Annotated in this window: 24 protein-coding genes; 18 read left to right on the top strand and 6 right to left on the bottom strand. The window is 35.8% G+C overall.

Annotated features, from left to right (window positions below; genetic code table 11):
- Positions 1–127 precede the first annotated feature (127 nt).
- The 4 genes from MKY90_RS25895 to MKY90_RS25880 all read left to right on the top strand — a co-directional run bounded on the left by MKY90_RS25895 (position 128) and on the right by MKY90_RS25880 (position 6,982).
- Positions 128–1,291, top strand: coding sequence for an MFS transporter (locus MKY90_RS25895; RefSeq protein WP_161939635.1), 1,164 nt, complete (start codon positions 128–130; stop codon positions 1,289–1,291).
- A 16-nt stretch (positions 1,292–1,307) separates the two neighbouring features.
- Positions 1,308–2,147 carry an aldo/keto reductase gene (locus tag MKY90_RS25890; RefSeq protein ID WP_002068247.1) on the top strand — a complete coding sequence of 280 codons (840 nt, stop codon included), beginning with the start codon at positions 1,308–1,310 and terminating at the stop codon, positions 2,145–2,147.
- Positions 2,148–2,270: 123 nt separating this feature from the next.
- On the top strand, positions 2,271–3,209 hold the full coding sequence (locus MKY90_RS25885; RefSeq protein WP_341092906.1) for a thioester domain-containing protein: 939 nt from the start codon (positions 2,271–2,273) through the stop codon (positions 3,207–3,209).
- A gap of 590 nt (positions 3,210–3,799) precedes the next feature.
- Positions 3,800–6,982, top strand: coding sequence for a putative mucin/carbohydrate-binding domain-containing protein (locus MKY90_RS25880; protein ID WP_341092904.1), 3,183 nt, complete (start codon positions 3,800–3,802; stop codon positions 6,980–6,982).
- A gap of 44 nt (positions 6,983–7,026) precedes the next feature.
- Here MKY90_RS25880 and MKY90_RS25875 read toward each other — a convergent pair whose 3' ends face one another.
- Positions 7,027–7,665: an NAD(P)-dependent oxidoreductase gene (locus MKY90_RS25875; protein WP_341092902.1), complete on the bottom strand. Its 639-nt coding sequence runs from the start codon at positions 7,663–7,665 to the stop codon at positions 7,027–7,029.
- A gap of 300 nt (positions 7,666–7,965) precedes the next feature.
- Between MKY90_RS25875 and MKY90_RS25870 the strand changes: the two genes are divergently transcribed.
- The 5 genes from MKY90_RS25870 (at position 7,966) to MKY90_RS25850 (ending at position 14,513) form a co-directional block, all read left to right on the top strand.
- Positions 7,966–9,396 carry an alanine/glycine:cation symporter family protein gene (locus tag MKY90_RS25870; protein ID WP_098167512.1) on the top strand — a complete coding sequence of 477 codons (1,431 nt, stop codon included), beginning with the start codon at positions 7,966–7,968 and terminating at the stop codon, positions 9,394–9,396.
- Between the two features lie 333 nt (positions 9,397–9,729).
- Complete coding sequence (locus MKY90_RS25865; protein WP_016093527.1) at positions 9,730–11,172, top strand: alanine/glycine:cation symporter family protein; 1,443 nt, start codon at positions 9,730–9,732, stop codon at positions 11,170–11,172.
- 300 nt (positions 11,173–11,472) lie between these two features.
- Positions 11,473–12,654: a NupC/NupG family nucleoside CNT transporter gene (locus MKY90_RS25860; RefSeq protein ID WP_002089478.1), complete on the top strand. Its 1,182-nt coding sequence runs from the start codon at positions 11,473–11,475 to the stop codon at positions 12,652–12,654.
- 352 nt (positions 12,655–13,006) lie between these two features.
- Positions 13,007–14,188 carry a NupC/NupG family nucleoside CNT transporter gene (locus MKY90_RS25855; RefSeq protein ID WP_000706851.1) on the top strand — a complete coding sequence of 394 codons (1,182 nt, stop codon included), beginning with the start codon at positions 13,007–13,009 and terminating at the stop codon, positions 14,186–14,188.
- A 91-nt stretch (positions 14,189–14,279) separates the two neighbouring features.
- The gene (locus MKY90_RS25850) at positions 14,280–14,513 is read left to right on the top strand and encodes a hypothetical protein (protein ID WP_063218071.1); all 234 of its coding nucleotides are present in this window, start codon (positions 14,280–14,282) and stop codon (positions 14,511–14,513) included.
- A 25-nt stretch (positions 14,514–14,538) separates the two neighbouring features.
- On the opposite strand, the gene MKY90_RS25845 is transcribed toward MKY90_RS25850, so the two are convergent.
- Positions 14,539–15,045 (bottom strand): ferritin, encoded by a 507-nt coding sequence (locus tag MKY90_RS25845; RefSeq protein ID WP_002015996.1) that lies wholly within the window; start codon positions 15,043–15,045, stop codon positions 14,539–14,541.
- Positions 15,046–15,098: 53 nt separating this feature from the next.
- Positions 15,099–15,422, bottom strand: coding sequence for a MazG nucleotide pyrophosphohydrolase domain-containing protein (locus tag MKY90_RS25840; RefSeq protein WP_002089472.1), 324 nt, complete (start codon positions 15,420–15,422; stop codon positions 15,099–15,101).
- 73 nt (positions 15,423–15,495) lie between these two features.
- Here MKY90_RS25840 and MKY90_RS25835 point away from each other — a divergent pair, with 73 nt between their 5' ends.
- Positions 15,496–16,074 (top strand): LOG family protein, encoded by a 579-nt coding sequence (locus MKY90_RS25835; RefSeq protein WP_445661554.1) that lies wholly within the window; start codon positions 15,496–15,498, stop codon positions 16,072–16,074.
- A gap of 368 nt (positions 16,075–16,442) precedes the next feature.
- A complete protein-coding gene (locus MKY90_RS25830; protein WP_098167510.1) occupies positions 16,443–16,946 on the top strand; it encodes a DinB family protein in 504 nt (167 codons plus the stop codon).
- Between the two features lie 106 nt (positions 16,947–17,052).
- Here MKY90_RS25830 and MKY90_RS25825 read toward each other — a convergent pair whose 3' ends face one another.
- The 3 genes from MKY90_RS25825 to MKY90_RS25815 form a co-directional block, all read right to left on the bottom strand.
- Positions 17,053–17,250, bottom strand: a complete 198-nt coding sequence (locus MKY90_RS25825; RefSeq protein ID WP_098167509.1) for a hypothetical protein — start codon at positions 17,248–17,250, stop codon at positions 17,053–17,055.
- 1,020 nt (positions 17,251–18,270) lie between these two features.
- Positions 18,271–18,711 (bottom strand): Dps family protein, encoded by a 441-nt coding sequence (locus MKY90_RS25820; RefSeq protein ID WP_002034654.1) that lies wholly within the window; start codon positions 18,709–18,711, stop codon positions 18,271–18,273.
- A gap of 239 nt (positions 18,712–18,950) precedes the next feature.
- A complete protein-coding gene (locus MKY90_RS25815; RefSeq protein ID WP_002129834.1) occupies positions 18,951–20,384 on the bottom strand; it encodes an alanine/glycine:cation symporter family protein in 1,434 nt (477 codons plus the stop codon).
- Between the two features lie 409 nt (positions 20,385–20,793).
- On the opposite strand from MKY90_RS25815, the gene MKY90_RS25810 reads away from it, so the two are divergent.
- From MKY90_RS25810 to MKY90_RS25780, 7 genes are all read left to right on the top strand, one after another.
- Positions 20,794–21,291 carry a cation:proton antiporter regulatory subunit gene (locus MKY90_RS25810; protein ID WP_341092897.1) on the top strand — a complete coding sequence of 166 codons (498 nt, stop codon included), beginning with the start codon at positions 20,794–20,796 and terminating at the stop codon, positions 21,289–21,291.
- Positions 21,292–22,491 (top strand): cation:proton antiporter, encoded by a 1,200-nt coding sequence (locus MKY90_RS25805; RefSeq protein ID WP_002129832.1) that lies wholly within the window; start codon positions 21,292–21,294, stop codon positions 22,489–22,491.
- An 81-nt stretch (positions 22,492–22,572) separates the two neighbouring features.
- Complete coding sequence (locus MKY90_RS25800) at positions 22,573–23,166, top strand: DedA family protein (protein WP_000900199.1); 594 nt, start codon at positions 22,573–22,575, stop codon at positions 23,164–23,166.
- Between the two features lie 136 nt (positions 23,167–23,302).
- Positions 23,303–23,737: a DUF3920 family protein gene (locus MKY90_RS25795; RefSeq protein WP_002015986.1), complete on the top strand. Its 435-nt coding sequence runs from the start codon at positions 23,303–23,305 to the stop codon at positions 23,735–23,737.
- Between the two features lie 113 nt (positions 23,738–23,850).
- A complete protein-coding gene (locus MKY90_RS25790; RefSeq protein WP_002129828.1) occupies positions 23,851–24,261 on the top strand; it encodes a MarR family winged helix-turn-helix transcriptional regulator in 411 nt (136 codons plus the stop codon).
- Between the two features lie 50 nt (positions 24,262–24,311).
- Positions 24,312–25,010, top strand: coding sequence for a pirin family protein (locus tag MKY90_RS25785; protein WP_341092895.1), 699 nt, complete (start codon positions 24,312–24,314; stop codon positions 25,008–25,010).
- A gap of 209 nt (positions 25,011–25,219) precedes the next feature.
- Positions 25,220–26,869 carry a M4 family metallopeptidase gene (locus MKY90_RS25780; protein ID WP_158664745.1) on the top strand — a complete coding sequence of 550 codons (1,650 nt, stop codon included), beginning with the start codon at positions 25,220–25,222 and terminating at the stop codon, positions 26,867–26,869.
- The last annotated feature ends 13 nt before the right edge of the window (positions 26,870–26,882 follow it).

The following is a 26,882-nucleotide window of genomic DNA, read 5'->3' as shown; positions in this document are numbered from 1 at the left end:
TTATTTTTGTAGAAGATAAAAAGGCCTTTTTATCACACTATTATGATTGGATTTCTCGCATTAAGGAGGAGTTCAATTGAATTCATATACAGTATCTTCTTCAGCGGTACAGACGAATCGAAGAAGTATGTTTGCTTTATTAGCGCTAGCAATTAGTGCATTTGGAATTGGTACAACCGAATTTATTAGTGTCGGTTTATTACCATCTATTTCAGAGGATTTACATGTTTCTGTTACAACAGCGGGTTTAACCGTTTCTTTATATGCATTAGGGGTAGCGTTTGGTGCCCCAGTATTAACGTCATTAACAGCTAGTATGTCGCGAAAGACATTATTAATGTGGATTATGATTATTTTCATTATTGGTAATGGAATTGCGGCAGTGGCAACAAGTTTTACTGTGTTGCTTATGGCGAGGGTTGTATCTGCGTTTGCACACGGCGTTTTTATGTCGATAGGATCCACAATTGCGGCTGCGCTTGTACCAGAGAATAAACGTGCAAGTGCAATTGCATTTATGTTTACTGGTTTAACTGTTGCGACGATTACAGGTGTACCAATTGGAACGTTTATTGGTCAACAATTTGGCTGGAGAGCATCTTTTATGGTGATTGTGGTCATTGGAATTGTTGCCTTAGTCGCAAACAGCATGTTAATTCCGTCTAACTTAAAAAAGGGTACACGAGTATCATTTCGTGATCAATTCAAACTTATCACGAACGGAAGACTCTTACTTGTTTTCGTCATTACTGCATTAGGATATGGAGGAACATTCGTAACATTTACGTATTTATCTCCGCTATTACAAGAAGTAACAGGATTTAAATCGAGTACCGTTACAATCATTTTGTTAGTGTACGGGATTGCAATTGCGATTGGGAATATGGTCGGCGGAAAATTATCGAATCATAATCCAATTCGTGCACTATTTTACATGTTCTTTATTCAAGCAATTGTATTATTCGTACTAACATTTACAGCGCCGTTTCAAGTGGCGGGGCTTATCACAATTATTTTTATGGGGCTATTCGCGTTTATGAATGTTCCAGGACTACAAGTGTATGTCGTTATATTGGCTGAGCGTTTCGTGCCGAGTGCCGTTGATATCGCATCAGCAATGAATATTGCAGCATTTAACGCAGGAATTGCTCTTGGGGCTTATTTGGGCGGTATTGTAACGAACTCGTTAGGATTAATTCATACAGCTTGGGTAGGCGGCATTATGGTAGTAGGCGCTGTTATTTTAACAGCTTGGAGTATGAACTTAGAAAAAAGAGATCAAGCAAAATAAAGGAGAGAAAAATATAATGAAAAATTTACAAAGTAAAACAACATTGCATAACGGTGTGGAAATGCCTTGGTTCGGTTTAGGTGTATTTAAAGTAGAAGATGGACCGGAACTTGTAGAGGCTGTGAAAGTAGCCATTAAAGAAGGATACCGTAGCATTGATACAGCTGCGATTTATGGAAATGAAAAAGCAGTTGGAGAAGGCATTCGCGCTGGTATAAAAGAAGCAGGAATTTCTCGAGAAGATTTATTCATTACTTCAAAAGTGTGGAACGCAGATCAAGGATATGAAACGACACTTGCTGCATACGAAGAGAGCTTAAAAAAATTAGAACTAGATTATTTAGATTTATATCTTGTCCATTGGCCTGTTGAAGGGAAATATAAAGATTCGTGGAGAGCGTTAGAAACACTTTATAAAGAAGAACGCGTGCGTGCAATTGGCGTAAGTAACTTCCAAATCCATCATCTGAAAGACGTACTGGAAGGTGCGGAAATTAAGCCGATGATTAACCAAGTAGAGTATCACCCGCGTTTGACGCAGAAAGAACTACAGGCTTTCTGTAAAGAACAAGGAATCCAAATGGAAGCATGGTCACCACTTATGCAAGGGCAATTATTAGATAATGAAACTTTACAAGAAGTTGCTGATAAGTACGGTAAAACAACAGCGCAAATCATTTTACGTTGGGATCTTCAAAATGAAGTTGTAACGATTCCGAAATCAACGAAAGAACAGCGTATTATTGCGAATGCTAATATATTCGACTTCGAATTAACAAAAGAAGATATGGAAAAGATTGATGCTTTAAATCAGAACCACCGCGTTGGTCCAGATCCTGATAACTTTGATTTCTAAACTTATAGTGGAAGAAAGAGTGCAAATAGTTTGCACTCTTTTTTATTTTACTTATGCATAAAAAACATTTCTAACTAAATAATAAACAGTAGTAAATTTGTTATTTTATAAGGGGTTGTAGACATGAATATAAAACGATCGTTCAAGATAATGGCCGCTTTTTTGAGTGTTTTATTTGTATTTGCGAACTTATTATTCCCGCTTCAAAAAGCATTCGCGGAAGTTATGGATCATACGAAGTATGAAATGGATTGGAGTTATAGTAGGTCAAAGAAGAAACCAATTCGAACAGAGCTTATTAAAACGGCAGATGGAAAAATTGCATTTTGCTTAAATGTAGATTTGAAATCTCCGAGCGGTCAAGACTTACCTGAAATGGGTAAAGTAGATATTAACGTATACCGTGTACTATTAAACGGGTATCCGCAGAAGAGTCCACAAGAATTAGGCGTTTCCGATTGGAGAGAGGCACATTACGCAACGCAGCTCGCGGTGTGGAATGCGTTAAAACAAATTGATATTAACGATTTAGATTTCCGTAATAAAAATGTAGAAAAAGTAACGAAAGATATCGTTGCGAAAACAAACGCTAGTGAAGAACTACAAGAAATTACGATGAGTGTAGTACCATCAGAAGAACAAGAGGCAGTATTAAAAAATGAGTTTTTTGAAACAGGTTTATACACAGTGCAAACAAATGCAAAAAGTGGAACGTATAAAGTGCAAGCAACAGGTGCACCAGAAGGCGCGAAGTTCGTAAATGAAAAAGGCGAGGGAAAAACAGAATTTAATGTAGGAGAAAAGTTCCGCATTTTAATTCCGAAACAAACACCATCGGGTGGATTTAGCTTTAAAGTATCAGGGAATTTAACGAAACTACAAGGAATTGCACATAAAGGAACACCGACAATTCAAAATGCAGTTGTATTATTAGAGCGTAGTGAAGAGAAAACAAGTCCAGAGTTGGCGGTAAGTTGGAAAAAAGCAAATGGTCATGATAATAAACCAAATAAACCCTATACACCAAATGAACCACATAAACCGAATCAAATTAAAAGATAGTGGAAAAAGCATTGGCGTTTGCCAGTGCTTTTTTCTTATCTGAGTAGAAGTTAAATTATATGTTAAAAATAATAAACGGGTATAGATAACATGAAAACAATATTGGGACAGTTTAAACTATATTTTAGAATAATATAAAATATGTTAAAATCCAAACGTCACGATTAATGGATTATATTCACAAAATTGTAACATTATTCTGATTGAAAATGCTATCAAACAAAATAGAAAGCGTGTAAAATTCAGTTGGAAAAACTACCTATAGATGGTCGTATATGAATAAAATGTAAGTTTCTATTGTTTTTCACATTTTTAGATGTATAGATGACAAGACTGAAGTACATCTTTTACTATTCTCTTTTTATGTAGGAAGAGAACTCATCACAAGTAGAAAGAAGTGAGGAGGATACAATACATAAAAATTTTATAATGTAGGAAATTGAATACATTGAGAGGAATGCGGTAGTAATGGATACAGGTGCGCGAGGTGTTAGTCTATTCATTAAATGGTTTTATAAAAATAATAGGATTTTCAATTAAATGAATGTATAGGGTAGTTTGTCTAAAAAAAGGAATAGGGGACACAGATTATGTCAAAGAAGAAAAAGAGTAGGGTATTAGTAGCTGGAGTTTTTTTAGCTACGTTATTAACTCCGTATGGTCTTGAAGTGCCTAAGGTATATGCAGAGATGACGATTGAAGATAAGGAGAAACAGCAAGAAGAACGAGTGTATCAATTGCTGCCAAAAGGTGATGTAGAAGAGATACGTGAGTTGCATCAGCGTCGAATGAGTTTTTCTCCCTATGAACCAACTGGTATTTATGTAAAGCCAGGTGAAGAAGTAGTTATTCAAGTAGATGGGAATCAAAAGATTAAAGCTTATATTGGCACATATTCTTATGAAAAAGAAGAACCTAAACAATTCAATTTAAATCCTGGTGAAAATAAAATTTCTTCTCCGAATGGAGGGCTATTATACTTTTATAATTATCACAACACAGGAGAAGTAATTGCTAAAGTAAAAAAAGGTGGTATACCAAATCCTTTATTTATTTTAGGTAAACATACGACAGAAGATTGGAAACGTATGTTGAAGGAATCACCGAATTCATATGCAATCGAGATGAAAGGGGAAAATAGTTTACTAACTATGCATCCTGAGACTGTGGCGGAACATTTGAAGCAAGAAGATCCAGCTGCGTTATTAAAGAAACATGATGAAATAATTAATATAGAACATAAGATATCTGGTTTATCAAAAGATGGTGTGGGTGTTGCGAATCAAGGCAAACATTCCATTCATTATGTTGAAGACTGGTATACGGACAATTATATGTATGCGACTTATTATCGAACAGCTTATAGTAAAGGGAATTTAGAGTCAGTACTAAATCTAGAAGAGTTAACTGCGGATGGATGGGGACCTTGGCATGAAGTGGGGCATCAACATCAACAGGACACTTGGTTATGGGAGGGGCTTGGAGAAGTAACTGTTAACATTTATTCTTTAGCAGTTCAAACTGCATTTGGACATAAAACAAGGTTAGAGCAAGAAAATCGTTATGAAGCCGCATTTGCTTATCTAGGTAAACCGAATGCGCAAGAGAAGATGAATGAATTCGAAAAATTAGTTATGTTTTGGCAGTTGCATTTAGCTTATGGAGACCAGTTCTATCCGAAATTACATCAAATGTATCGTGTGTTACATGATACAGAAATGCCTAAATCTGATGAAGAGAAAAAGCAGATGTTTATTTACATGACGTCAAAAGTAGCTGGGCAAAATTTAATTCCTTTCTTTGAAAAATGGGGAATAATTCCAAATGATGATACTAGAGAGAAGATTGAAAAATTAAATTTACCAAAATTAGAAAAGGAAGTTTGGTTATCTACAGATAGCAATCCAATTCGTGAAAAACAAACTGAGTTATATGAAATTCCATATGGCGAGCCAAATAATGAAAAAATACAAAATGTAGTAATTGGTACTACATATGATGAGAAAAAAGCAAAAGAACTTGTACAGAATTTAGGAGAAGGTGTAAAAACAACAGGTGTGATTATGCAAGATAAGCCTGAAGTTGGAGAAAAAACTGTAAAAGTAGAAATTATAGATGAAAAAGGGAATAAAAATTTAATTCCTGTTGTAGTAAATGTTGGTTATGGTGATAGCTTAGTATTCAAAGGGCTCAATTATAGTACTGATATTAAATCGATTGTAACACTGCAACACGATCAGAAAAAGTTTAGTGCGACAGCTGATTCTAATCAAGTGCATTATTATTTTAAAGAAGATGCGTATTTTGAATTCACATTACTAGATCCAAATGGAAATGAGAAAAAGAAAGCAACTGTAAAAGGTGTTGAAAATGCGGAAGAATTCGCAAAATCGATTAATGGGTTAGAGTTCGAGTATGGTGACGTTGTAAAAGTGTATCACGCAGAATCAGATCGCTTTAATTGGTATCAAAATAATAACTTTATCGGCCAAGGTAGGGCGAAGGTAGAGGAAGAATTATTATTTAAAGTAACAGAAAAGGGCTTTGAGAGAATGGAAGCTCAACAAGAAGTAACAGTAGTACCGCAAAAAGTAGTAATCGGAACAGATGCTGAAAGATTAGAAGCAAAAGATTTTGTTCAAGTGAAAGATGGAGAAGTAATCGGATTTGTAGAAAAACCGAATACAACAAAAATCGGTGAACAAAAAGTAAAAGTAGAAACGAAAGATCGTTTTGGAAATAAGAAAGTGACAGAAGTGCCATTGGAAGTAATGTATGGCGATAGTTTAGTCTTCCAAGGTGATGGTAATAAAACGCGTTCTGTCGTAACTGCGGATCATAATACGAAAAAGCTACAGGCAACATTTACGGATTCTAAAGTTCATTATCGTTTTGAGAATGAAAAATATATGGGAATCACGATATATGATCAAAATGGAAATGAAAAGAAAGTTATTTCGGTAGAAGGGCAAGAGACTTCTGAAAGTTTTGCAGAACAGTTGAATGGTGTAGACTTCGCATATGGTGATGTTATTAAGGTATATCATGCAGAATCAAATCGATTAAAGTGGTATCAAAAGAATGAGTTTGTAGGTAACGGTAAAGGGAACGTGGAACAAGAGTTGTACTTTAAAATAACGGAAAAAGGTTTTGAAAAACTGGAAAGCTTACAAGAAGTAACAGCAGTACCACAAAAAGTGACAATCGGAACAGAAGCTGAAAAATTAGATGCAAAAAACTTTGTTCAAGTAAAAGGTGGAGAAGTAGTTGGTTTTGTGGAAAAACCTAGTACAACAAAAATCGGTGAGCAAAAAGTAAAAGTAGAGACGAAAGATCGTTTTGGGAATAAGACAATAACAGAAGTACCGATTGAAGTGACGTATGGAGATAGCCTGGTGTATCAAGGTGTGTCCAATGTTACACGTTCTATTGTTACGTTAAATCATGACGAAAAGAAATTACATGCAACATTTACGAATGATGTGATTCATTATCGTTTTGTGAACGAACAGTATTTAGGTTTTACGATTTATGATCAAAATGGAAATGAGAAAAAGCATATATCAGCAGACGGTCAAGAAACCTCAAAGAATTTTGCAGAACAAGTAAATGGTACTCCATTTGAGTATGGGGATGTTGTAAAAGTGTATCATGCAGAACCAAGTCGTCTGAAATGGTATAAAAAGAATGAGTTAGCAGAACAAGTAGCTTCAGCAGAAGTTGTATTTAAAATCACTCAAAGTGGATTAGAACTAGTAAAGGGGACATTGTAATAAAAAATGCGCGTAGATATTGGATCTACGCGCATTTTTTTCTATTACTCAGCTTCAGAAACAACTGTGAAGCGTTCGTTTACATGTTTTGGATTTTCGATTTCATCAAGTGCTGCTACCGCAAAGTCTTCGTAACTTACGTAGCTATCACCTTTCGCATTAACAAGAAGGTTGTCTTTGCCAGCTGTATAAGAGCCAGTGCGTTTTCCTAATGCGAATAGTGCAGAAGGGCTAATGAATGTCCAAGTAATATCATTTGTTTGATTTAGGATTTCTAAGTTTTTACCTTGGTTTTGAGCTGTTGCAAGATATTCATTTGGGAAACCTGGCGTATCAAATACACGCGTTGTTTTCTTTTCGTCTACAAATAAGCTTCCAGCGCCGCCAACAACAAGTAATTTTGTATTAGGTGCACCTTTCATAGCTTCGATAAGTACGTTTCCTGCATCTACGTGAAGGTGTTCTTGTCCGGCTGGAGCGCCGAATGCATTTACAACTACATCAAATGCTTGTAGGTCATTAGATGTAAGAGCGAATACATCTTTCTCTAAAACTTTTATATTTTCTTCTGTAATTTTTGCAGCGTTTCTTACGATTGCAGTTACTTCATGTCCGCGATCTAATGCTTCTTTTAAAATACGACTTCCTGCTTTACCAGTTGCTCCGATGATTCCGATTTTCATAATAAATCCCTCCAAAGTGTTTTGTTAAAGTGTATATCTGAAATTAAATGAATTTGTTGTAATAAGGTTTGTTACAACCTGTTGTAATCATTATAGTTACAGGTTGGTATTTTTGTCAATGGGGTAGTTTGTAGATTTACTTTTTGTTTTAGTATGCACAGTTAGAGGGAGGAGAGTCATAAAGATATTGTTACTTCGTGTCTGGCTAATATTTGGAAATTGCAAATTGTCGAAAAATGTTGATTTTTAAATGTTTTTTAAATATAATTCGTTTTATGGAGAAAAGGAGGGGTTAATTGTATGAATATTTTAGAGCAATTTGTTTCATCAACGAATACAATTCTTTGGTCATATATTCTTATTGCAATGTTAATTGGTTTAGGTATTTATTTTTCTATTAAATTGAAATTCGTACAAATTACTCATTTAGGGGAAATGGTTCGATTAATGAGTGATGGATTAACTGGAAAGACACGTAAAAAGGGAAGTGTATCGTCATTCCAAGCATTTTGTATGAGTTCAGCAGCTCGTATTGGTATCGGGAACTTAGCTGGTGTAGCGCTAGCTATTTCTATGGGAGGACCTGGAGCTGTATTTTGGATGTGGGTTATTGCGATTATTGGGGCGTCTTCAAGTTTCGTAGAAAGTACGCTTGCGCAAATTTATAAAATAAAAGATGGCAGTGGCTTCCGTGGTGGTCCTGCTTATTATATGGAAAAAGGTTTAAATAAACGTTGGATGGGAATTTGGTTCTCTATCCTTATTACAATTAGTTACGGTTTAATTTTCAACTCAGTACAAGCAAATACAGTGACATTAGCATTTAAAAATGCATTTGGTATTGAGCGTTATGTTGTAGGGATTGTACTTGCGGTATTGGTTGCGGTTATTATTTTTGGTGGTGTGAAAAGTATTGCGCGTATGTCAGAAATGATTGTTCCGCCGATGGCAATTATTTATATTGCAGTAGCTATTTTCGTTGTTATTAAAAATTATTATTTAATACCGGATATGTTTACAGAAATCTTTAAAGGTGCATTCGGTTTAGATTCAGCTGTAGGTGGCGGTATTGGTGCTGCAATGAAGTTTGGTATTCAGCGCGGATTATTTGCGAATGAAGCAGGTATGGGTAGTGCGCCAAACGCGGCTGCAACAGCTGATGTAACGCATCCAGCTAAACAAGGGTTTATTCAAACAATTGGAGTATTAGTGGATACATTCTTAGTATGTACATCAACAGCGTTTATCGTACTATGTTCTGGTGCATATAAAGCAACAAATTTAGAAGGTATTGAATTAACGCAAGTCGCGCTAAGTTCACAAATCGGTTCGTGGGCAAGTAGCTTCTTAGCGATTATCATTTTCTTATTTGCTTTCAGCTCATTACTAGGAAACTATTATTATGGTGAAACGAATATTGAATTTATTAAACGAAGTAAAACTTGGTTAACGATTTATCGTATTGCGGTTGTAGGAATGGTACTATTCGGCTCTGTTGCGACGCTTCAAGTTGTATGGAATATGGCAGACTTATTTATGGGTCTAATGGTAATCACAAACTTAATTGCGATTACACTTCTTGGCCGATTTGCGTATGCTGCGTTGGCGGACTATGTGAAACAAAAGAAACAAGGAAAAGATCCGGTATTCAGTGCAGATTCTATTCCTGGTTTAACGAACACAGAGTGTTGGGATAAGCCGGCGGTAACAGATAAAGAAAAAGCAGTATAATAAAAAGGCGAGCATCGAGATGAATTCGATGCTCGCCTTTTTTGTTGTAGTAAATGATAAAAGGGGTGAGAGGTAATTATTAATATAATTTTTGTTTGTTCATTCCTCTCGTTATTTGTAGGGAACGTACTGTCTTAAAAGTATGACTGGTCGAATAGGATGAGTGATTGAGTATTGGATAAATGCACGTACTAGTTATATTTTCACGTAAAAAAACATGTATGTTAGGAATCTTTACGTATACATGTAATGAAACCTAACGTAAAGTTCTTGATTACTAAAAGTTTTTAGAATATAATTTTCTTATTGTTAGGAAGAGGGGGCAATGCAATTATGGATTTTTTAACTAATGTAATTGGGGATATAAATAATGTCCTTTGGTCATATATCATTATAGCGATGTTAATTGGATTAGGACTTTACTTTTCGTTTCGTGTGAAATTTGTCCAAATTCGTTACTTTGGAGAAATGATTCGTTTACTTGGGGATGGAGCGAGTTCAAAAACAAGAAAAGCGCAAAAAGAAAAAAGTGGTGTATCGTCATTCCAAGCATTTTGTATGAGTACAGCATCTCGTGTAGGAACTGGTAACTTAGCTGGTGTGGCAATTGCGATTTCAGCAGGAGGACCAGGAGCTGTATTTTGGATGTGGTTAATCGCGGTAATTGGAGGAGCTTCTGCATTTGTAGAGAGCACATTAGCGCAAATTTATAAAGTGAAAGATGGGAACGCATTCCGCGGTGGCCCAGCGTATTATATGGAAAAGGGTTTAAAGAAACGCTGGCTGGGGGTTGTCTTCTCTGTTCTAATAACAGTTAGTTTCGGATTAATTTTCAACGCCGTGCAGTCAAACACAGTAGCGGCGGCTTTTGATGGAGCATTTAACACAGATGGTAAGTTTGTAGGTCTGTTTATGGCTGGTTTACTTGCAATCATTATCTTCGGCGGAGTAAAACGTATTGCACGTGCGGTTGAAATGATTGTTCCAGTAATGGCAATTATATATGTAGCAGTGGCATTATTCGTTGTTGTAACAAACATTACGGCAATTCCATATGTATTTAAAGAAATTTTCTTACATGCTTTCGGAATTAAAGAAGTAGTGGGCGGGGGATTAGGAGCTGCGATTTTACTAGGGGTAAAACGTGGATTATTCTCAAATGAAGCAGGTATGGGTAGTGCGCCGAACGCAGCTGCGACTGCAAACGTAACGCACCCAGTTAAACAAGGGTTCATTCAAACTTTAGGGGTATTTACAGATACATTATTAATTTGTAGTTGTACAGCATTTATCATTTTATTATCAGATGTACCTGGAGCGGCTGATTTAAACGGAATTCAATTAACGCAACAAGCATTAAGTCAACATATCGGACCGTGGGCTTCTATATTTGTAGCAGTTGCAATCTTCTTGTTTGCATTTAGTTCATTAGTAGGTAACTACTACTATGGTGAAACAAATATTGAGTTTTTAAATGGAAGTAAAGTTTTACTAAATGTTTATCGAATCGCGGTACTTGGTATGGTTATGTTAGGTTCTGTAGCAACAATTCAAATTGTTTGGGACTTAGCAGATTTATTCATGGGTATCATGGCTATTATTAACTTAGTGGCGATTGTATTCCTTTCTAAGTATGCTTTCGCGGCATTATCAGATTACGTAAAACAAAAGAAACAAGGAAAAGATCCAGTCTTTTATGCGGAGTCTATTCCGGGTTTAAACAATACAGAGTGCTGGGATAAGCCAGCAGTAGCAGATAAAGAAAAAGCTGTATAATAAAAAGGAACGAGCATCAGAGAAATTTGATGCTCGTTTTTTTTATGGTGATAAACTAAAGGAAGAGGGAAAATACGAACATTAATGAGTGTTTTATAATAAAATGTATTTTTTTTAAGAAAAGTGCGGATGTGAGTTATAATTTGTGTTAGAATGGAAAATGGCTTTGAGACAAGAGATTTTATGGTTTTTCATATCCGATTGAAGGTTTTGGAGGAGAAATGGAAAGTTCGGATTATTCCTTGTTTCGAGTAGTCAGACGTTCAACGTTAATGAAGAGTTAAATGGAGGATTTTATTAATGAAGTTTGTTATGTTTCTTGTAGGACTACTAGTTGTATTCGTACTCGGCTTTCTTATAAGTTCTGATCGTAAGAAAATCAAGTATAAACCAATCGCAATTATGCTTGTTATTCAGCTAGCGTTAACGTATTTCTTATTAAATACGCCAATTGGTTATATTTTAGTAAAAGGAATTTCAGATGGATTTGGAGCACTTCTTGGATATGCGGAATCTGGAATCGTTTTCGTATTTGGTGGTCTTGTTAATAAAGGAGAGGTTTCATTCTTCTTAACAGCTTTATTACCAATCGTATTCTTTGCAGTGTTAATCGGAATTCTGCAACACTTTAAAATTTTACCGATATTTATTCGTGCTATTGGTACTATGCTAAGTAAAGTAAATGGTTTAGGAAAATTAGAATCATATAATGCAGTAGCGGCCGCAATTGTTGGGCAAGCAGAAGTATTTATTACAGTAAAAGATCAATTAAGTAAAATCCCAAAACATCGTTTATATACACTATGTGCATCTTCCATGTCGACAGTATCGATGTCGATCGTTGGTTCTTATATGAAAATGATTGAACCAAAATATGTAGTAACAGCACTTGTATTAAATTTATTTAGTGGTTTCATTATCATTCATATTATTAACCCGTACGATATTACAGAAGAAGAAGATACACTGAAGTTAGAAAATAAGAAAAAACAGTCATTCTTTGAAATGTTAAGCGAATATATTATGCTTGGTTTCACGATTGCGATTACAGTAGCAGCAATGTTACTTGGTTTCGTAGCATTAATTACAGCAATCAATAGCTTGTTTGATTCAGTGTTCGGTATTACATTCCAAGCTATTTTAGGATATATTTTCTCTCCATTAGCATTCGTAATGGGTATCCCGCAAGCAGAAATGGTAACAGCGGGACAAATTATGGCAACAAAATTAGTATCAAACGAGTTTGTTGCGATGCTTGATCTAGGAAAAGTAGCTGGTGATTTATCAGCTCGTACAGTTGGTATTCTTTCTGTATTCCTTGTATCATTCGCGAACTTCTCATCTATCGGAATTATTGCAGGTGCAACGAAAGGGATCGATGAAAACCAATCAAACGTTGTTTCATCATTCGGATTACGACTTGTATACGGTGCGACATTAGTAAGTCTTTTATCCGCGATTATCGTTGGTGTTATGTTATAAACAAAGATGGTCCTAGCTTATAGCTAGGGCTATTTTTTATGGTAAATTTGCATGAAAAAACCAATTAGTTAGGAATATATTAACATATAAAAATCTTTTAAAATTTATATTGCATTTCGATTAGATAACGCTTACAATTTGATTTGTAGGTGGTATCAATTTCAGACTTTCAAGTATGGTAGGAGAGAAGAAGCTACCTTTTATAAATTGCAATTTATGTAAACGCTTACTGATTTTAGAAAACAGTTGAATAATATTTAGGGGTTTTAAATTTTTTTAACATCAATGGTCAGACGTCATTCGTTATACGTTATACGACCGATAACTCGTGGGAGAAGTGGAGGATTCATATATGAAAATCGTAATGTTTCTAGTCGGTTTACTTGTAGTATTTGTACTAGGGTTCCTTATCAGTTCAGATCGTAAGAAAATTAAATATAAACCAATTGCACTTATGCTTGTCATTCAATTGGTACTTGCGTATTTCTTACTAAATACAAAGGTCGGATTTGTATTAGTAAAAGGGATTGCAGATGGATTTGGTGCTATTTTAAAATTTGCGGAAGCAGGGGTTAATTTCGTATTTGGTGGTCTAGCAAATGATGGACAAGCACCATTCTTCTTAACAGTATTATTACCAATTATTTTCTTAGCAGTATTAATCGGGATCTTACAACATATTAAAGTTTTACCGATTATCATTCGTGCAGTCGGTTTCGTATTAAGTAAAATTAACGGTTTAGGAAAACTAGAATCATATAATGCGGTAGCAGCGGCAATTGTTGGTCAAGGTGAAGTATTTATTACAGTAAAAGATCAACTAAGCAAATTACCGAAAAATCGTTTATACACACTTTGTGCATCATCAATGTCAACAGTATCAATGTCAATCGTCGGTTCTTATATGAAAATGATTGATCCGAAATATGTAGTAACAGCACTTGTACTAAACTTATTTAGTGGATTCATTATCGTTCATATCATTAATCCATATGACGTAAAAGAAGAAGACGATATTTTAGAATTACAAGAAGATAAGAAACAAACATTCTTTGAAATGTTAGGCGAATATATTATGCTTGGTTTTTCTATCGCTGTAACAGTAGCGGCGATGTTAATCGGTTTCGTAGCATTAATTACAGCAATTAACGGTGTATTCGATTCAATTTTCGGAATCACATTCCAAAGCATTTTAGGATACGTTTTCTCACCGTTAGCATTTGTAATGGGTATTCCAACATCAGAGATGCTAACAGCAGGACAAATTATGGCAACGAAATTAGTAACGAACGAATTCGTTGCAATGCTTGACCTTGGAAAAGTAGCTGGTGATTTATCAGCTCGTACAGTAGGTATTTTATCTATCTTCCTTGTATCATTTGCGAACTTCTCATCAATCGGAATTATCGCAGGTGCAACGAAGAGTATCGATGGCAAACAAGCAAACGTTGTATCTTCATTCGGATTAAAACTTGTATACGGTGCAACGTTAGTAAGTATATTATCAGCGATTATCGTTGGGGTTATGCTTTAATAAAAACAAACGAAGTCGTTTATCTCTTGCCTAGAGGGATGAACGACTTTTTTATTTTGGTATGATAAATAATATAGAGAGGGGGATTAGGGTGCAAGAACGAGATAGTTTAAGGGAGTCTGATGAGATTATAGAGAACATTGATCAATTAACTGGAGAAGATGCTAGAGTGTTTTTGAAATTTATACATGGGTATTTAAGTATAGTAGGGGTAGGAGATGGGACGTTTACTCATAGTGACTTTGTTGAAAAGGTTTCAGAGCTTTATAAGAAGGATGTGGCGAGGGTTATTCAGCTTAGAGAAGAAATAAAAAAATCACCTTAATCCATTCATTAAGGTGATTGAAATATTATTCAGCTGGAGGCGTAAATGTACGTTTTTCTAGTTCAGCATCTAGCATAAATAGTGCGTTTGAATCGCTTGTAATACGTTTTAATTTTTGGATGATGCTATCAAATGAAGCTTCTTCTTCTACTTGCTCGTCAACGAACCATTTTAAGAAGGTAATTGTTGCGTGTTCACGCTCATCCCAAGCGATATCAGATAAGTGATAAATGCGCTTCGTTACTTCACGCTCGTGCTCAAGTGCTACTTCAAAAGCATTCAATACAGACTCATATTCGTTATTAGGATGATCAAATCCAGTAATAATAGCGCGCTCGCCGCGGTCATTAATGTAGTTGTAAAGCTTCATTGCGTGGAAACGCTCTTCTTCAGCTTGTACAAGGAAAAAGTTAGCGAATCCATCATAGCTTTCCGCTGTACAGTAAGCAGCCATTGCCATATAAGCGTGGGCAGAGTAAAATTCAAAATTCATTTGTTCATTTAGTGCGTCGTGCAATTTTTTAGATAACATAAAATCCCCCTTATTATTTTGACAAGAACATTATATCACAATTGATAATCTTCTCATTTAGATGTTTCGAATCTTTTTGAAAGCTTTGTGACGTGTGTTTCCATAATGTCTTGTAAATCCAAATCATATTTTTGTGAAAGAACAATAAGATTAGAAAGTACATCACCAAGTTCTTCTTTTAGTTCTTGTTTTAGCTCTTCTTGTGTTTTCGTTTGTTCATCAGGGCGATCACGACCGATTTCAATTGCGCGAACAACGCGTGAAACTTCCCCAACTTCCTCAGTTAAGAAATTTAAGCGAATAAAGGAGTTGTACTGTGACCAGCTTCGTTTTTCGTAAAATTCCTCCACCCATCTTTGAAATGCGACGATATCCATTTCTTCCTCATCCCTTCAATATGTTGTACAATACTCATTGTATCATAACAATATATAGTTTCGGGGTGTAGGAATGAGAAAGATTTGTGTGTTTGCAGGTTCAAATTTAGGGGGAAGACCAGAATTTAAAGAGCAGGCAATAGAGTTAGGCAAAATGTTTGTTGAGAACGATTATGAGCTTGTATACGGCGGTTCATGCGTTGGATTAATGGGAGAAGTAGCAAACGAAGTTCTTCGTTTAGGTGGACGTGTAACAGGTGTTATGCCGCGCGGTCTATTTCGAGGAGAAATCGTACATACAGGATTAACAGAATTAATTGAAGTAGAAACAATGCATGAGCGCAAGGCGAAAATGGCAGAGCTTGCGGATGCTTTCATTGCATTACCAGGTGGATACGGAACGTTTGAGGAATTATTTGAAGTTGTATGTTGGTCACAAATTGGTATACATGATAAGCCAGTTGGTTTATTAAACATTAAAGACTTTTACGGACCAATTCTGCAAATGGTTGATCGCGCAGCGGAAGAAGGCTTTATGAACCCGTCGAATAAAAAGTTGATTGTTTCAGCTGAGACGGCAGCTAAATTAATTCATGAAATACAAAATTACGAGCGTCCTGTTTTGGGAACTAAGTGGAAGCAGTTATCATAGTACATTTTTATAGTAGATTTTGGAAACACATGTCTTTTTATCGCAAAAAGGCATGTGTTTTTAATTTGGTTAAATATATTGATAGTGAGATGTGAAATCGTTGGAAGAGGGGAAGTAGATGGAGGTATGTTTTACTGACTTAAAAAAGAACATCTGAATAAAAGGTGAGTAAGGAATTATTGAGTGACATAGAAATGTTCCGTTAAAGGGTCAGATTGTGGAAGATAGCGAATGTTTTTTATGAAGGTAATAGAGGTTTTTTTAATCGAAATCAGAATAAATTTTATAGATGTAATCCTTTGGGAATTTTTTAATCAGCTATGTATCATAATCTAATCATTAAAATGAAAATTGGAGGAGAAATGAGCATGGGCCGTTCTGTATTAAAAATGTATAACTACCACTTATGGGCAAATGAAGTTATTTTAAATCGCTTAAAAGAACTACCGCAAGACATTTTCCATAAGGAAGTTAAGAGTGGTTTTTCTTCGGTGGCAAAAGTAATGTCTCACATATACCTCACAGATTTAGCCTGGCTTGAGATTATTTCTGGTAAAAGCATGAGTGATGCAATGGTACACACAGACCAATTGAAAGAACAGCTGGAAACAAAAAATATTGAGGAAATGGAAACTAGTTTTTATGAATTATCTAAACGATATAAAGAACTTTTAAGTAGTCAACAAGATTATGAAAAAGTGTTTAAGGTTGATAATCCATATGCTGGGCACCTGGATACGACGGTTTCTGAAACAATACTACACGTCGTCACCCACGGAGCATATCACCGTGGGAATATAGCCACAATGTTGCGGCAAATGGGGCATACCTCTGTTATGCAAGATTTTGGACTATTTCTATATTCAAAATGAATTCTTTTTATTTACCATAGAATATGGGGTTTTATGATGTTTTTGGGGACTGCTTTTATTAATGGTTTAAGCTTAATTATGTATTATACAAAAAAGGCATTCCGTATTACTTCGGAATGCCTTTATCACTTTTATTATTTTGTTTCTTATACAGGTACCAGCCACCCCAACCGCCACCAATAGCTACAACAACGAGGAAAGCATAGTCTTTAACCTCGACACGTATATTGAAAATATTAGCTATAAGTAAGAGAATCCCAACTGTTATTAACGCAAAAAATGCTCTAATTAAGTAGTCTTTCAACTGAACCACTCCCGTCATTTAAGTAGTAAATGATGAACTTGGACAAGCTTTTTGGATCTAATTACTAAAGGGTGTTTCCTATATTTTAACATAAAAGAGATTGTAATATATTGATAAAAGTAGAAAAGGTGAGTGCTAATATTGTCGTGATTTGTTGGTAAAGCGATATTCTTTGTCGAAACGTTGATATATCGTGAGTTGCGATCGATATAATTTTATGTATTATCAAGTGCGACCAATCAATAGAAAAAAGCGACTCTGAACGAGCCGCTTCCGCTTTAAGTGGTATCCAGCTCCAGCGGCTAGAATCTCCGGTCATTTCGCTCTCTCGCTCGAAGCAAAAAGCGCTTCAAGGTCGAGAGCTCCAATGTCCTGCGATTCTGAGCGAGCCGCTTCCGCTTTAAGTGGTATCCAGCTCCAGCGGCTAGAATCTCCGGTCATTTCGCTCTCTCGCTCGAAGCAAAAAGCGCTTCAAGGTCGAGAGCTCCAATGTCCTGCGATTCTGAGCGAGCCGCTTCCGCTTTAAGTGGTATCCAGCTCCAGCGGCTAGAATCTCCGGTCATTTCGCTCTCTCGCTCGAAGCAAAAAGCGCTTCAAGGTCGAGAGCTCCAATGTCCTGCGATTCTGAACGAGCCACCTCCGCTTTAAGTGGTATCCAGCTCCAGCGGCTAGAATCTCCGGTCATTTCGCTCTCTCGCTCGAAGCAAAAAGCGCTTCAAGGTCGAGAGCTCCAATGTCCTGCGATTCTGAACGAGCCACCTCCGCTTTAAGTGGTATCCAGCTCCAGCGGCTAGAATCTCCGGTCATTTCGCTCTCTCGCTCGAAGCAAAAAGCGCTTCAAGGTCGAGAGCTCCAATGTCCTGCGATTCTGAACGAGCCACCTCCGCTTTAAGTGGTATCCAGCTCCGGTGACTAGAACAGTCGGTCATTTCGCGCCTTCCTGTGAGGCAAAAAGCGCCTCTTCGTCAGGAGCTCCAATGCCCTCCTGTTCTGAGCGAGCCACCTCCGCTTTTAAATATATTATTGATTCAAGAATGCACGTAGCATCCAAGCGTGTTTTTCTAGTTCTGTGTAGATGCCTAGCAATAGGTCAGATGTCATTTCGTCGTCAGATTCTTGAGCGATTACCATGCCTTTTTTTAGTTCAGTTAGCATCATTTCGTAGTCTTTCATGATTGCTTCGACCATCCCTTCTGCAGTTTCTCCGTAAGCTGCTTCTTGAATAGAAGATAGTTCTAAGTATTCTTTCATTGTTGCTACTGGTTTGCCGCCAATTGCTAAAATACGTTCTGCGATTTCATCGATGTGAGTAGCTGATTCTGTGTAAAGCTCTTCAAATTTTTCATGTAGTGTGAAGAATTGAGGTCCTTTTACGTACCAATGGAAGTTGTGTAGTTTTGTAAATAAAACGCTCCAGTTTGCTACTTGTTTGTTTAATGCTTCGATTACTTGTGTATTCATTATGATCAATCTCCTCTTGAGTTATTATTTTATATGAATTACTAATTTATAATTATTATAATCTAGTAATTTGTATAAATCAACCCTTTTGCTGGAATTAATTTGAACAAATTATGAACTGTTGTAAATAAAAAATCCCTATTACTATGAAGTAATAGGGATTTTTTATTATATAGCTCCAGCGGCTAGAATATTCGGTGGCTTCGCTTTTTCCTACGAGCCTCTTCCGCTTTTAGTTGTTATCCAACTTGTTTCTTCTCTTCTAAATCTTGCCCATCCCAACACTCTGTATTCTTTAAGCCAGGGATAGAACTTGCAATGAAAACAGGATCTTTTCCTTGTTTCTTTTGTTTTATATAGTCTACTAATGCCGCATAGGCGAACTTGCTAAGGAATGAGATGGCAATTAAGTTTGTAAATACCATTAGTCCCATAAAGAAATCAGCTAAACTCCAAACCGTTTGAAGGGCAGCGATAGATCCGAAGAACACCATTCCGACAACTGCAACACGATAAATCAGTAACCATGTTTTGCTTTCTTTAATGAATGCGATATTTGTTTCACCATAATAGTAGTTTCCTAGTAAAGAACTGAAAGCGAATAGGAAAATAATAATCGCTAAGAAAGTGCTTGCCCACGGTCCAATTTGTGAACTTAATGCTTGTTGTGTTAATTCAATACCTTCTAAATTAGATCCTTTGTAAAGTCCAGAACATAATACGATAAACGCTGTTGATGTACATACTAAGAATGTATCTACGAAAACACCTAATGCTTGAACAAGTCCTTGTTTTACAGGGTGAGATACATCTGATGTTGCTGCTGCATTAGGAGAGCTACCCATACCTGCTTCTGTCGCGAATAAACCGCGCTGAATTCCGAATTTGATTGCTGCTCCAATACCACCAGCGATAGCTTGGTCTAAACCAAATGCGCTGTTAAATATTTCTGTAAAAATGCTTGGTAACATAGTGAAGTTGTTAATTACGACAAAAACAGCTACGCCGATATAAATGATTGCCATTGGAGGAACAATCATTTCTGTAATACGTGAAATGCTCTTGATACCACCAAAAATAATAACTGCAACTAATAAAGCTAATAGAGCTCCTACGATCGTTCGCTCTAGTCCAAAAGCATTTTCAAATGCTATTGTTACCGTGTTTGCTTGTACAGAATTGAAAATTAATCCGTACGCAACTGTAATAAGAAGTGAAAACCAAACACCCATCCAGCGTTTGTTTAACCCTTTTTCCATGTAATACGCTGGTCCACCACGGAATCTGCTTCCATCTTTTACTTTATAAATTTGCGCGAGCGTACATTCTACGAAACTAGTAGCTGCTCCAAGGATAGCGATAAACCACATCCAAAATATTGCGCCAGGTCCACCCATTGAAATGGCTAATGCTACACCAGCTAAGTTTCCGATACCGATACGTGCCGCCGCACTTAAGCAAAATGCTTGGAATGGAGAGATGCTATCTTTCTTTTTTTCTTTTCGATTAAATCCTTTACTAATTAAACTGACCATCTCACGGAAATGAGTAATTTGGACAAATTTTAATTTGAAAGAGAAATAAAGACCGAAGCCGATTAACATTGCAATAAGAATATATGACCATAAAATATTATTCGTTACCTCAAGGAATCTGCTAAAGATATCAACCATATAATACACTTCCTTTTTTTCATAATAAGAAAATTATATGCAAAAAATATACCAGAATCAATTTTTCTAAAAAATCATGTTACTTAAACGTACTTTGTGTTATGATTATGTTACATCGTAATATTTTTAGAATTATTTACATTTTAAAAAACTAAATTTAAAGCGAAAAAGAGGGGATAATTTGAAAGAAGAATCTTTATTGAAAGTAAGTCTTAAGAGTTTGAAAATAAGAAGTAATTTATTTTTTATCATTACATCTTTAAGTATCTTTTTAGGAGCCACTTATTATTACAATAAAAGATTTCCAAGTCATAGGTATCCTGAATGGTTAGAATTTCTAAAATTGATTGGATGAACAAAAGACAGAAAAACAGAAAATTAAAATAAAGAAGTTATGGAGGAGCTAAATATGAATATTAGAGAAAGTGAACTTCCGGGTATTGGTTATAAATTTCAAATCGTTACGAAAGGTAACGAAAAGATGGTGATCGTCATTCATGATGATGGGCGTAGAGAAATGTATCATTTTGATTCAGATCATGAAGAAAGCATCTCAAGTATTTCATTACATGACTCAGAGGCGAGACAAATTGCAGCAATATTAGGTGGAATGGTATACAAACCTAGAGCATTAGAAAATGTTGAGATGGTCTTTGAAGGTTTAGCAATTGAGTGGTTTAAAGTGGAGAATGCAGCTCCGGCAATCGGAAAAACAATTGGCGACCTTGAAATAAGAAAAACATATAGCGTAACGATAATTGCAGTTATGAAAAAGAATATGAAAAAGCTATTTAATCCAGGTCCAGACACGGTGATTGAAGAAGGAGATATGCTTGTAGTTTCTGGTGAGAGAGAAGAAATTAAAAAGATTATTAATGAATTACTTTCGAATAGGGGGACTGACTAGATGGATACTTTAATTTTTGAAGTTGGTACAGCTTTAGTTTTAGTAGCAATTGCGGCGGTAATCGCTGGAAAGTTTAAATTCTCAGTAATTCCTTTTCTAATTGTTCTTGGCATGTTAGTAGGGCCGCACGCGCCGACAATAGGTGTTATCGATCTCAAATTTATTGAAAGTGCAAGTGTGATATCCTTCCTTGGAAGGATTGGTGTTCTGTTCCTTCTTTTCTATCTGGGATTAGAGTTTTCGATGAAAAAACTAATTAAATCTGGACGTTCTATCGCGATTGGCGGAACAATCTATATTTTGATTAACTTTTCACTAGGATTATTATACGGATTTATAATGGGATTCCCGTTACTCGAAATCTTAATTATTGCGGGTATTATTACGATTTCTTCTAGTGCTATCGTTGCAAAGGTATTAGTTGATTTAAGAAGAACTGGTAATAATGAAACCGAATTAATTTTAGGAATTATTATGTTTGAAGATATATTCCTTGCTGTATATTTATCAGTAGTTTCTGGCTTAGTTCTTGGGGATCACGCTTCCTTCTTAGGTGCCCTTACGTCAATTGGAATTGCTTTAGGATATATGCTTCTATTCTTTATTGTGGCTAGAAAAGCAACGCCGTTATTAAATAGATTGCTCAATATTAGTTCAGATGAAATTTTTATTATTGTAGTATTTGCTTCGTTGTTCTTTATTGCAGGTTTTTCAGAAACAATTCACGTTGCAGAAGCAATCGGGGCACTTCTTTTAGGGTTAGTTTTCTCTGAGACAGAGCATAGTGATCGAATTGAACATCTTGTTGTTCCATTTAGAGACTTCTTCGGAGCTATCTTCTTCTTCAGTTTCGGATTAAGTATCGATCCGTTTTCATTGGGCGGAGCAATATGGTTAACGTTAGGTGCTGTACTTCTGACGATAATCGGAAACTTTGTAGCAGGGATGATTGCAGGAAGACAAGCTGGATTATCTCATAAAGCATCAACAAATATTGGATTAACAATCGTTTCAAGGGGAGAATTCTCAATCATTATGGCTAATATCGGTATCGCGGGTGGGTTAATGTCGGTATTGAAACCATTCTCAGCACTATACGTGCTTATACTATCGATCTTAGGTCCACTTCTGACGAAAGAGTCAAAGAATGTATATAAATTTTTAAATAAAATCTTTAAGTGGGATACGAAGACTAGATAAATTTTGAAAAAATAAAAGTACAAGATATTTACTGCTTGTACTTTTATTTTTTGCAATGAAAACAGTAAAGAGAGGTAAATGATGTTAGGAGAGTTGATTCATTCAGTTTTAGTTTTTCTAGAAGGACTTGGTTATTGGGGAATTATGCTGGGATTAATGATAGAGGTTATCCCAAGTGAAATCGTATTATCTTATGCAGGTTATTTAGTATCAACAGGAAGCATTACATTTTGGGGGGCTGTCGCGTTCGGTACAATTGGTGGTGTAATCGCACAACTATTCATTTATTGGATCGGTCGATACGGAGGAAGACCTGTTCTTGAGCGATATGGAAAATATATTTTGATTCAGAAGAAACATATTGATTATGCTGAAGCGTGGTTTAATCGTTACGGAACTGGTGTTATTTTTACAGCGCGTTTTATTCCTGTTGTGCGTCATGCTATTTCGATACCAGCGGGTATTGCGAAAATGTCACATGCTAAGTTTATTACGCTAACTACACTAGCTGTTATTCCATGGTCAATTGTATTTGTATATTTAGGTTTTAAATTAGGAACAGAGTGGGAAAGTATTAATAAAGTAGCTGGGCCATATGTGAAATACTTTGCACTTGCTGCTATTGTTTGTGCAATTGGTTATTTTATATTAAAAAAAATGATGAAAAAAAAGTGATTACGGAAAAAGAATCTATGCTGACATAGATTCTTTTTTATCGTCATTTTTTAAAGGATGAAAGTGTATGTTTAATATTTACCATATTGTGGCATATATATAGGAAAAGGGAGTTTAGGAAGGGGATTATTGAGAAATGGAACTCCAGTTTCAAAATGTATATCAACAAGTTGAGAATTGGTATGTGTTGGATTCGGAGCTTCCTTGGGATGTCAAAAAGTTAAGAAATGATTTGTTTTCTCTTATTGAAGTAAGTGCAACGCCAGTTATTTTTTGCGATACGTGTGATGCGAATCATGTACTTTTATCATTAGGAGAAGAAGAAGAGGAGTTTTTATTCCCAGTAGGTGGTTTTTATCATAAAGAAAAACAATTAATTTTCGTTTGTATGTGGGAAGAGTATGAGCAAGTGCTCAAAACGCTATTGCATGAATTCAGGCATGCGATGCAGCATAAGGACGATGTACTATATGTTGGAAATGAACTATACGAAGAAAGATGGATCGAGAAAGATGCGAGGCATTTCGCGGAGAGGAAGCTAGATGAATATAAAAATAGAAATTTAATCTGAAGCATAGTGGAGGAAAATCACTGTGCTTTTATTTATTGCTAATTAAAAATAAGTAGTTGACCTTTAATAAGTTTAGTTCTAAACTAATAGTATCAAATGAGCGAGGTGATGGAATGAAAGCAGGGGAAAGGCTTGGAGTACTATTATGGTTTCGTTTATCACGCTTTTATAATAGAAGTATTCGTGAGACGAATCAGCATTTGAAAAAGTGGAATGTATCTGCCGCTCAGTTTGATGTATTAGTTCAAATTGGAGGAAACGATCGTTTAACGCAGCAAGAACTTGGAAATAAGTTGTTTGTTACGAAAGGAAATGTTACTCAACTTTTAAATAAGATGGAGCAACTAGATTGGATTCAGCGTGAACAAGAAGGTACTACGAAATATATTTCATTAACAGAAAAGGGAAAGGTTCTATATGAAGAAATAGTCCCGCCGCAAGAAACATTTCAAGCAGAGCAATTTGATAAGTTAAATAGAGAAGAACAAAAACAATTATTAGAATTACTGAAGAAGTTGCAGTGATAAAATTAAAAATAAATATCTCGATTTCGAGATAAAATGAGGTGAAGGATATGTTTAGAAAAGTTGATTATAAAAATATGGGAAGAGCAAATCACGGTTGGTTAAATACACATTTTCATTTTTCCTTTGCAAATTATTATAATCCAAACAACATGAATTTTGGAGCAGTACGTGTTATGAATGATGATTTAATAGCGCCACAAACTGGTTTTGATATGCATCCGCACCGTGATATGGAGATTATCTCTTACGTTATAGATGGTGAATTAACACATGAAGATAGTATGGGGAATCGCGGGACAATTGAGCGTGGGCATGTTCAATATATGAGTGCAGGTACTGGTGTATTTCACAGTGAGCATAACTTAGGAAGTGAAACATTACGTTTATTGCAAATTTGGATTTTACCAGACCGCGACGGTCATAAACCAAACTATGGTGAGTTTAAATTTGATTGGAGTAAACGTGAAAATGAGTGGTTCCATATGGTATCTCCTTCTGATGGAGATGCACCAATTCATATTCACCAAGATGCAAATTTATATTCTTTATCATTAGAAGCTGGTAAAGAAATTCATTTTCCTGTTAAAGAAGGACGTCAATTGTACCTTGTACAAATTGAAGGTAGCAGCGTTGTAAACGGTGAAGCACTTGTAATGCGTGATGCAGCGGAGGCTGTAGAAGAATATATTCGCATTCAAGCGAAAGAGAAGTCTCACTATTTAGCAATTGAAATGAAAATACAATAAAGTGAGGCTTTAATCAGTGGTGGCTTTCCAGCATATAAATAGCGGAATGAAAAGTTATAGGAAAGAGGACATCGTTTTTCGATGTCCTCTTTTTGGTGAGTTTAATTATCAGAAAAAACTTTCTCAATTTTTGAGAGCAGGTATTGGAAAGAGTATTCAGAATATTTATAAAGGTGTTAAAAACTTTTAGGGAAATGGGGAGTGTTAGATTGAAAAAGCAAGTAATTTCATCAGCATTAGCATTAACTGTTATCGCAAGTGGGTTTGGGGCATTTGGAGCAACTACGACGAAAGCAGAAGAGCAAAAAATCCAGTATCACCAAGAGTTTAAAACGCCAGCTTACATAGGTGAAGAATGGAAAGCGCCGGAAGGACTAGATAAAAAAGAGACGGTCTTTCAATATTTAGAGAGTAAAAAAGATATGTTTAAACTAGCAGGAAATATTGACAAACATTTCAATATCGTTGGTGAGGAAAAAGATGCTGAGTCTGGTACAACACATGTGAAGTTAGTTGAGAAGCATAATAACATTCCTGTGTATGGTTCAGATCAAACAGTTACGCTTGATAAAGAGAATAATGTAAAAGCATTTTTCGGACAAGTTATTCCGAATTTAGATAATAAAAATATTCCTGCATCTGCAAGTATTAGTGCGGAACAAGCAGAAACGATTGCAAAAGCTAATATTGAGAAAGAAATTGGTAAAGTAAAGAATTATGATGGTGTGAAAAAAGATTTATATGTGTATGAAAAAGATGGTCAATACTATCTTGCATATCTTGTAAAAGCGTCGGTTTCGAAACCAGCTCCAGGATATTGGCATTACTTTGTTGATGCAACAAATGGAAATGTTATTGAGAAATATAATGCTGTAGATAACATTACTGGATTTGGTTACGGAGTATTAGGTGCTAGACAATCATTTGAAATTGCTCAAGATACGAAAACAGGAGCGTTCAACTTATTTGATGGTACACGAGGACAAGGTGTCCATACATTTGATGCAGAGAATATGAACGAAGACTGGTTTAATTTATTCTCACAAATTCTTGGATATACAGGAGAAGAAATTGGAAGTAAATCTAAGTTCTTCGAAGATAAAGCGGCAGTTGATGCGCATGTGAATGCAGGAAAAGTATATGATTATTATAAAAAGACATTTAACCGTAACTCTTTCGATGATAAAGGTGCAAAACTTATTTCTGCTGTTCACGTAGGTGAATCTTGGAATAACGCAGCGTGGAACGGTGTACAAATGATGTATGGTGATGGAGATGGTAAGACATTTATTCCATTATCAGCTGGCCTAGACGTTATTGGCCACGAATTAACGCATGCTGTAACTGAACATACAGCAAACCTTGTATATAAAAATGAATCAGGAGCGTTAAATGAATCGTTATCTGATATTATGGGCGTCATGGTTGAGAAGAAGAGCTGGGATTTAGGTGCTGATATTTATACACCTGGTAAACCTGGAGATGCACTTCGTTCTCTAAAGGATCCAGCATCTATTCCAAACCCATTAAAACCAGGTGAAGGTTACCCAGATCACTATAATAAACGTTATACTGGAACAGCTGATAATGGCGGCGTTCATATTAACAGTAGTATTAATAATAAGGCGGCGTATTTAGTGTCTGAGGGCGGCACGCATTACAATGTGAAAGTAACTGGAGTGGGCCGTGAAGCGACAGAAAAAATTTACTATCGTGCTCTTACAAAATATTTAACTGCAAACTCTGATTTCAAAATGATGCGTCAAGCTGCACTTCAATCAGCAGAAGATTTATTCGGTAAAAACTCTAAAGAGGTACAAGCTGTAACGAAAGCTTATGACGCTGTAGGAGTAAAATAATAAGAGAAAAAAG

Origin of the sequence: Bacillus sp. FSL P2-0099, from assembly GCF_038007445.1 — a bacterium.
Taxonomy (GTDB): Bacteria; Bacillota; Bacilli; order Bacillales; family Bacillaceae_G; genus Bacillus_A; species Bacillus_A mycoides.
Note: the sequence above shows the minus strand (reverse complement) of the source record. Positions and strands in the feature narration are given on the sequence as shown.

Bases quoted from the DNA above. Each gene is read 5' to 3' on its own strand.
- MKY90_RS25855 (WP_000706851.1), top strand. From the start codon at position 13,007: ATGAAAATCGTAATGTTTCTAGTCGGTTTACTTGTAGTATTTGTACTA.
- MKY90_RS25890 (WP_002068247.1), top strand. From the start codon at position 1,308: ATGAAAAATTTACAAAGTAAAACAACATTGCATAACGGTGTGGAAATG.
- MKY90_RS25800 (WP_000900199.1), top strand. From the start codon at position 22,573: ATGTTAGGAGAGTTGATTCATTCAGTTTTAGTTTTTCTAGAAGGACTT.
- MKY90_RS25830 (WP_098167510.1), top strand. From the start codon at position 16,443: ATGGGCCGTTCTGTATTAAAAATGTATAACTACCACTTATGGGCAAAT.
- MKY90_RS25785 (WP_341092895.1), top strand. From the start codon at position 24,312: ATGTTTAGAAAAGTTGATTATAAAAATATGGGAAGAGCAAATCACGGT.
- MKY90_RS25880 (WP_341092904.1), top strand. From the start codon at position 3,800: ATGTCAAAGAAGAAAAAGAGTAGGGTATTAGTAGCTGGAGTTTTTTTA.
- MKY90_RS25795 (WP_002015986.1), top strand. From the start codon at position 23,303: ATGGAACTCCAGTTTCAAAATGTATATCAACAAGTTGAGAATTGGTAT.
- MKY90_RS25810 (WP_341092897.1), top strand. From the start codon at position 20,794: ATGAATATTAGAGAAAGTGAACTTCCGGGTATTGGTTATAAATTTCAA.
- MKY90_RS25790 (WP_002129828.1), top strand. From the start codon at position 23,851: ATGAAAGCAGGGGAAAGGCTTGGAGTACTATTATGGTTTCGTTTATCA.
- MKY90_RS25870 (WP_098167512.1), top strand. From the start codon at position 7,966: ATGAATATTTTAGAGCAATTTGTTTCATCAACGAATACAATTCTTTGG.
- MKY90_RS25805 (WP_002129832.1), top strand. From the start codon at position 21,292: ATGGATACTTTAATTTTTGAAGTTGGTACAGCTTTAGTTTTAGTAGCA.
- MKY90_RS25835 (WP_445661554.1), top strand. From the start codon at position 15,496: ATGAGAAAGATTTGTGTGTTTGCAGGTTCAAATTTAGGGGGAAGACCA.
- MKY90_RS25820 (WP_002034654.1), bottom strand. From the start codon at position 18,711: ATGAATACACAAGTAATCGAAGCATTAAACAAACAAGTAGCAAACTGG.
- MKY90_RS25875 (WP_341092902.1), bottom strand. From the start codon at position 7,665: ATGAAAATCGGAATCATCGGAGCAACTGGTAAAGCAGGAAGTCGTATT.
- MKY90_RS25895 (WP_161939635.1), top strand. From the start codon at position 128: ATGTTTGCTTTATTAGCGCTAGCAATTAGTGCATTTGGAATTGGTACA.
- MKY90_RS25865 (WP_016093527.1), top strand. From the start codon at position 9,730: ATGGATTTTTTAACTAATGTAATTGGGGATATAAATAATGTCCTTTGG.
- MKY90_RS25885 (WP_341092906.1), top strand. From the start codon at position 2,271: ATGAATATAAAACGATCGTTCAAGATAATGGCCGCTTTTTTGAGTGTT.
- MKY90_RS25815 (WP_002129834.1), bottom strand. From the start codon at position 20,384: ATGGTTGATATCTTTAGCAGATTCCTTGAGGTAACGAATAATATTTTA.
- MKY90_RS25840 (WP_002089472.1), bottom strand. From the start codon at position 15,422: ATGGATATCGTCGCATTTCAAAGATGGGTGGAGGAATTTTACGAAAAA.
- MKY90_RS25845 (WP_002015996.1), bottom strand. From the start codon at position 15,045: ATGTTATCTAAAAAATTGCACGACGCACTAAATGAACAAATGAATTTT.
- MKY90_RS25860 (WP_002089478.1), top strand. From the start codon at position 11,473: ATGAAGTTTGTTATGTTTCTTGTAGGACTACTAGTTGTATTCGTACTC.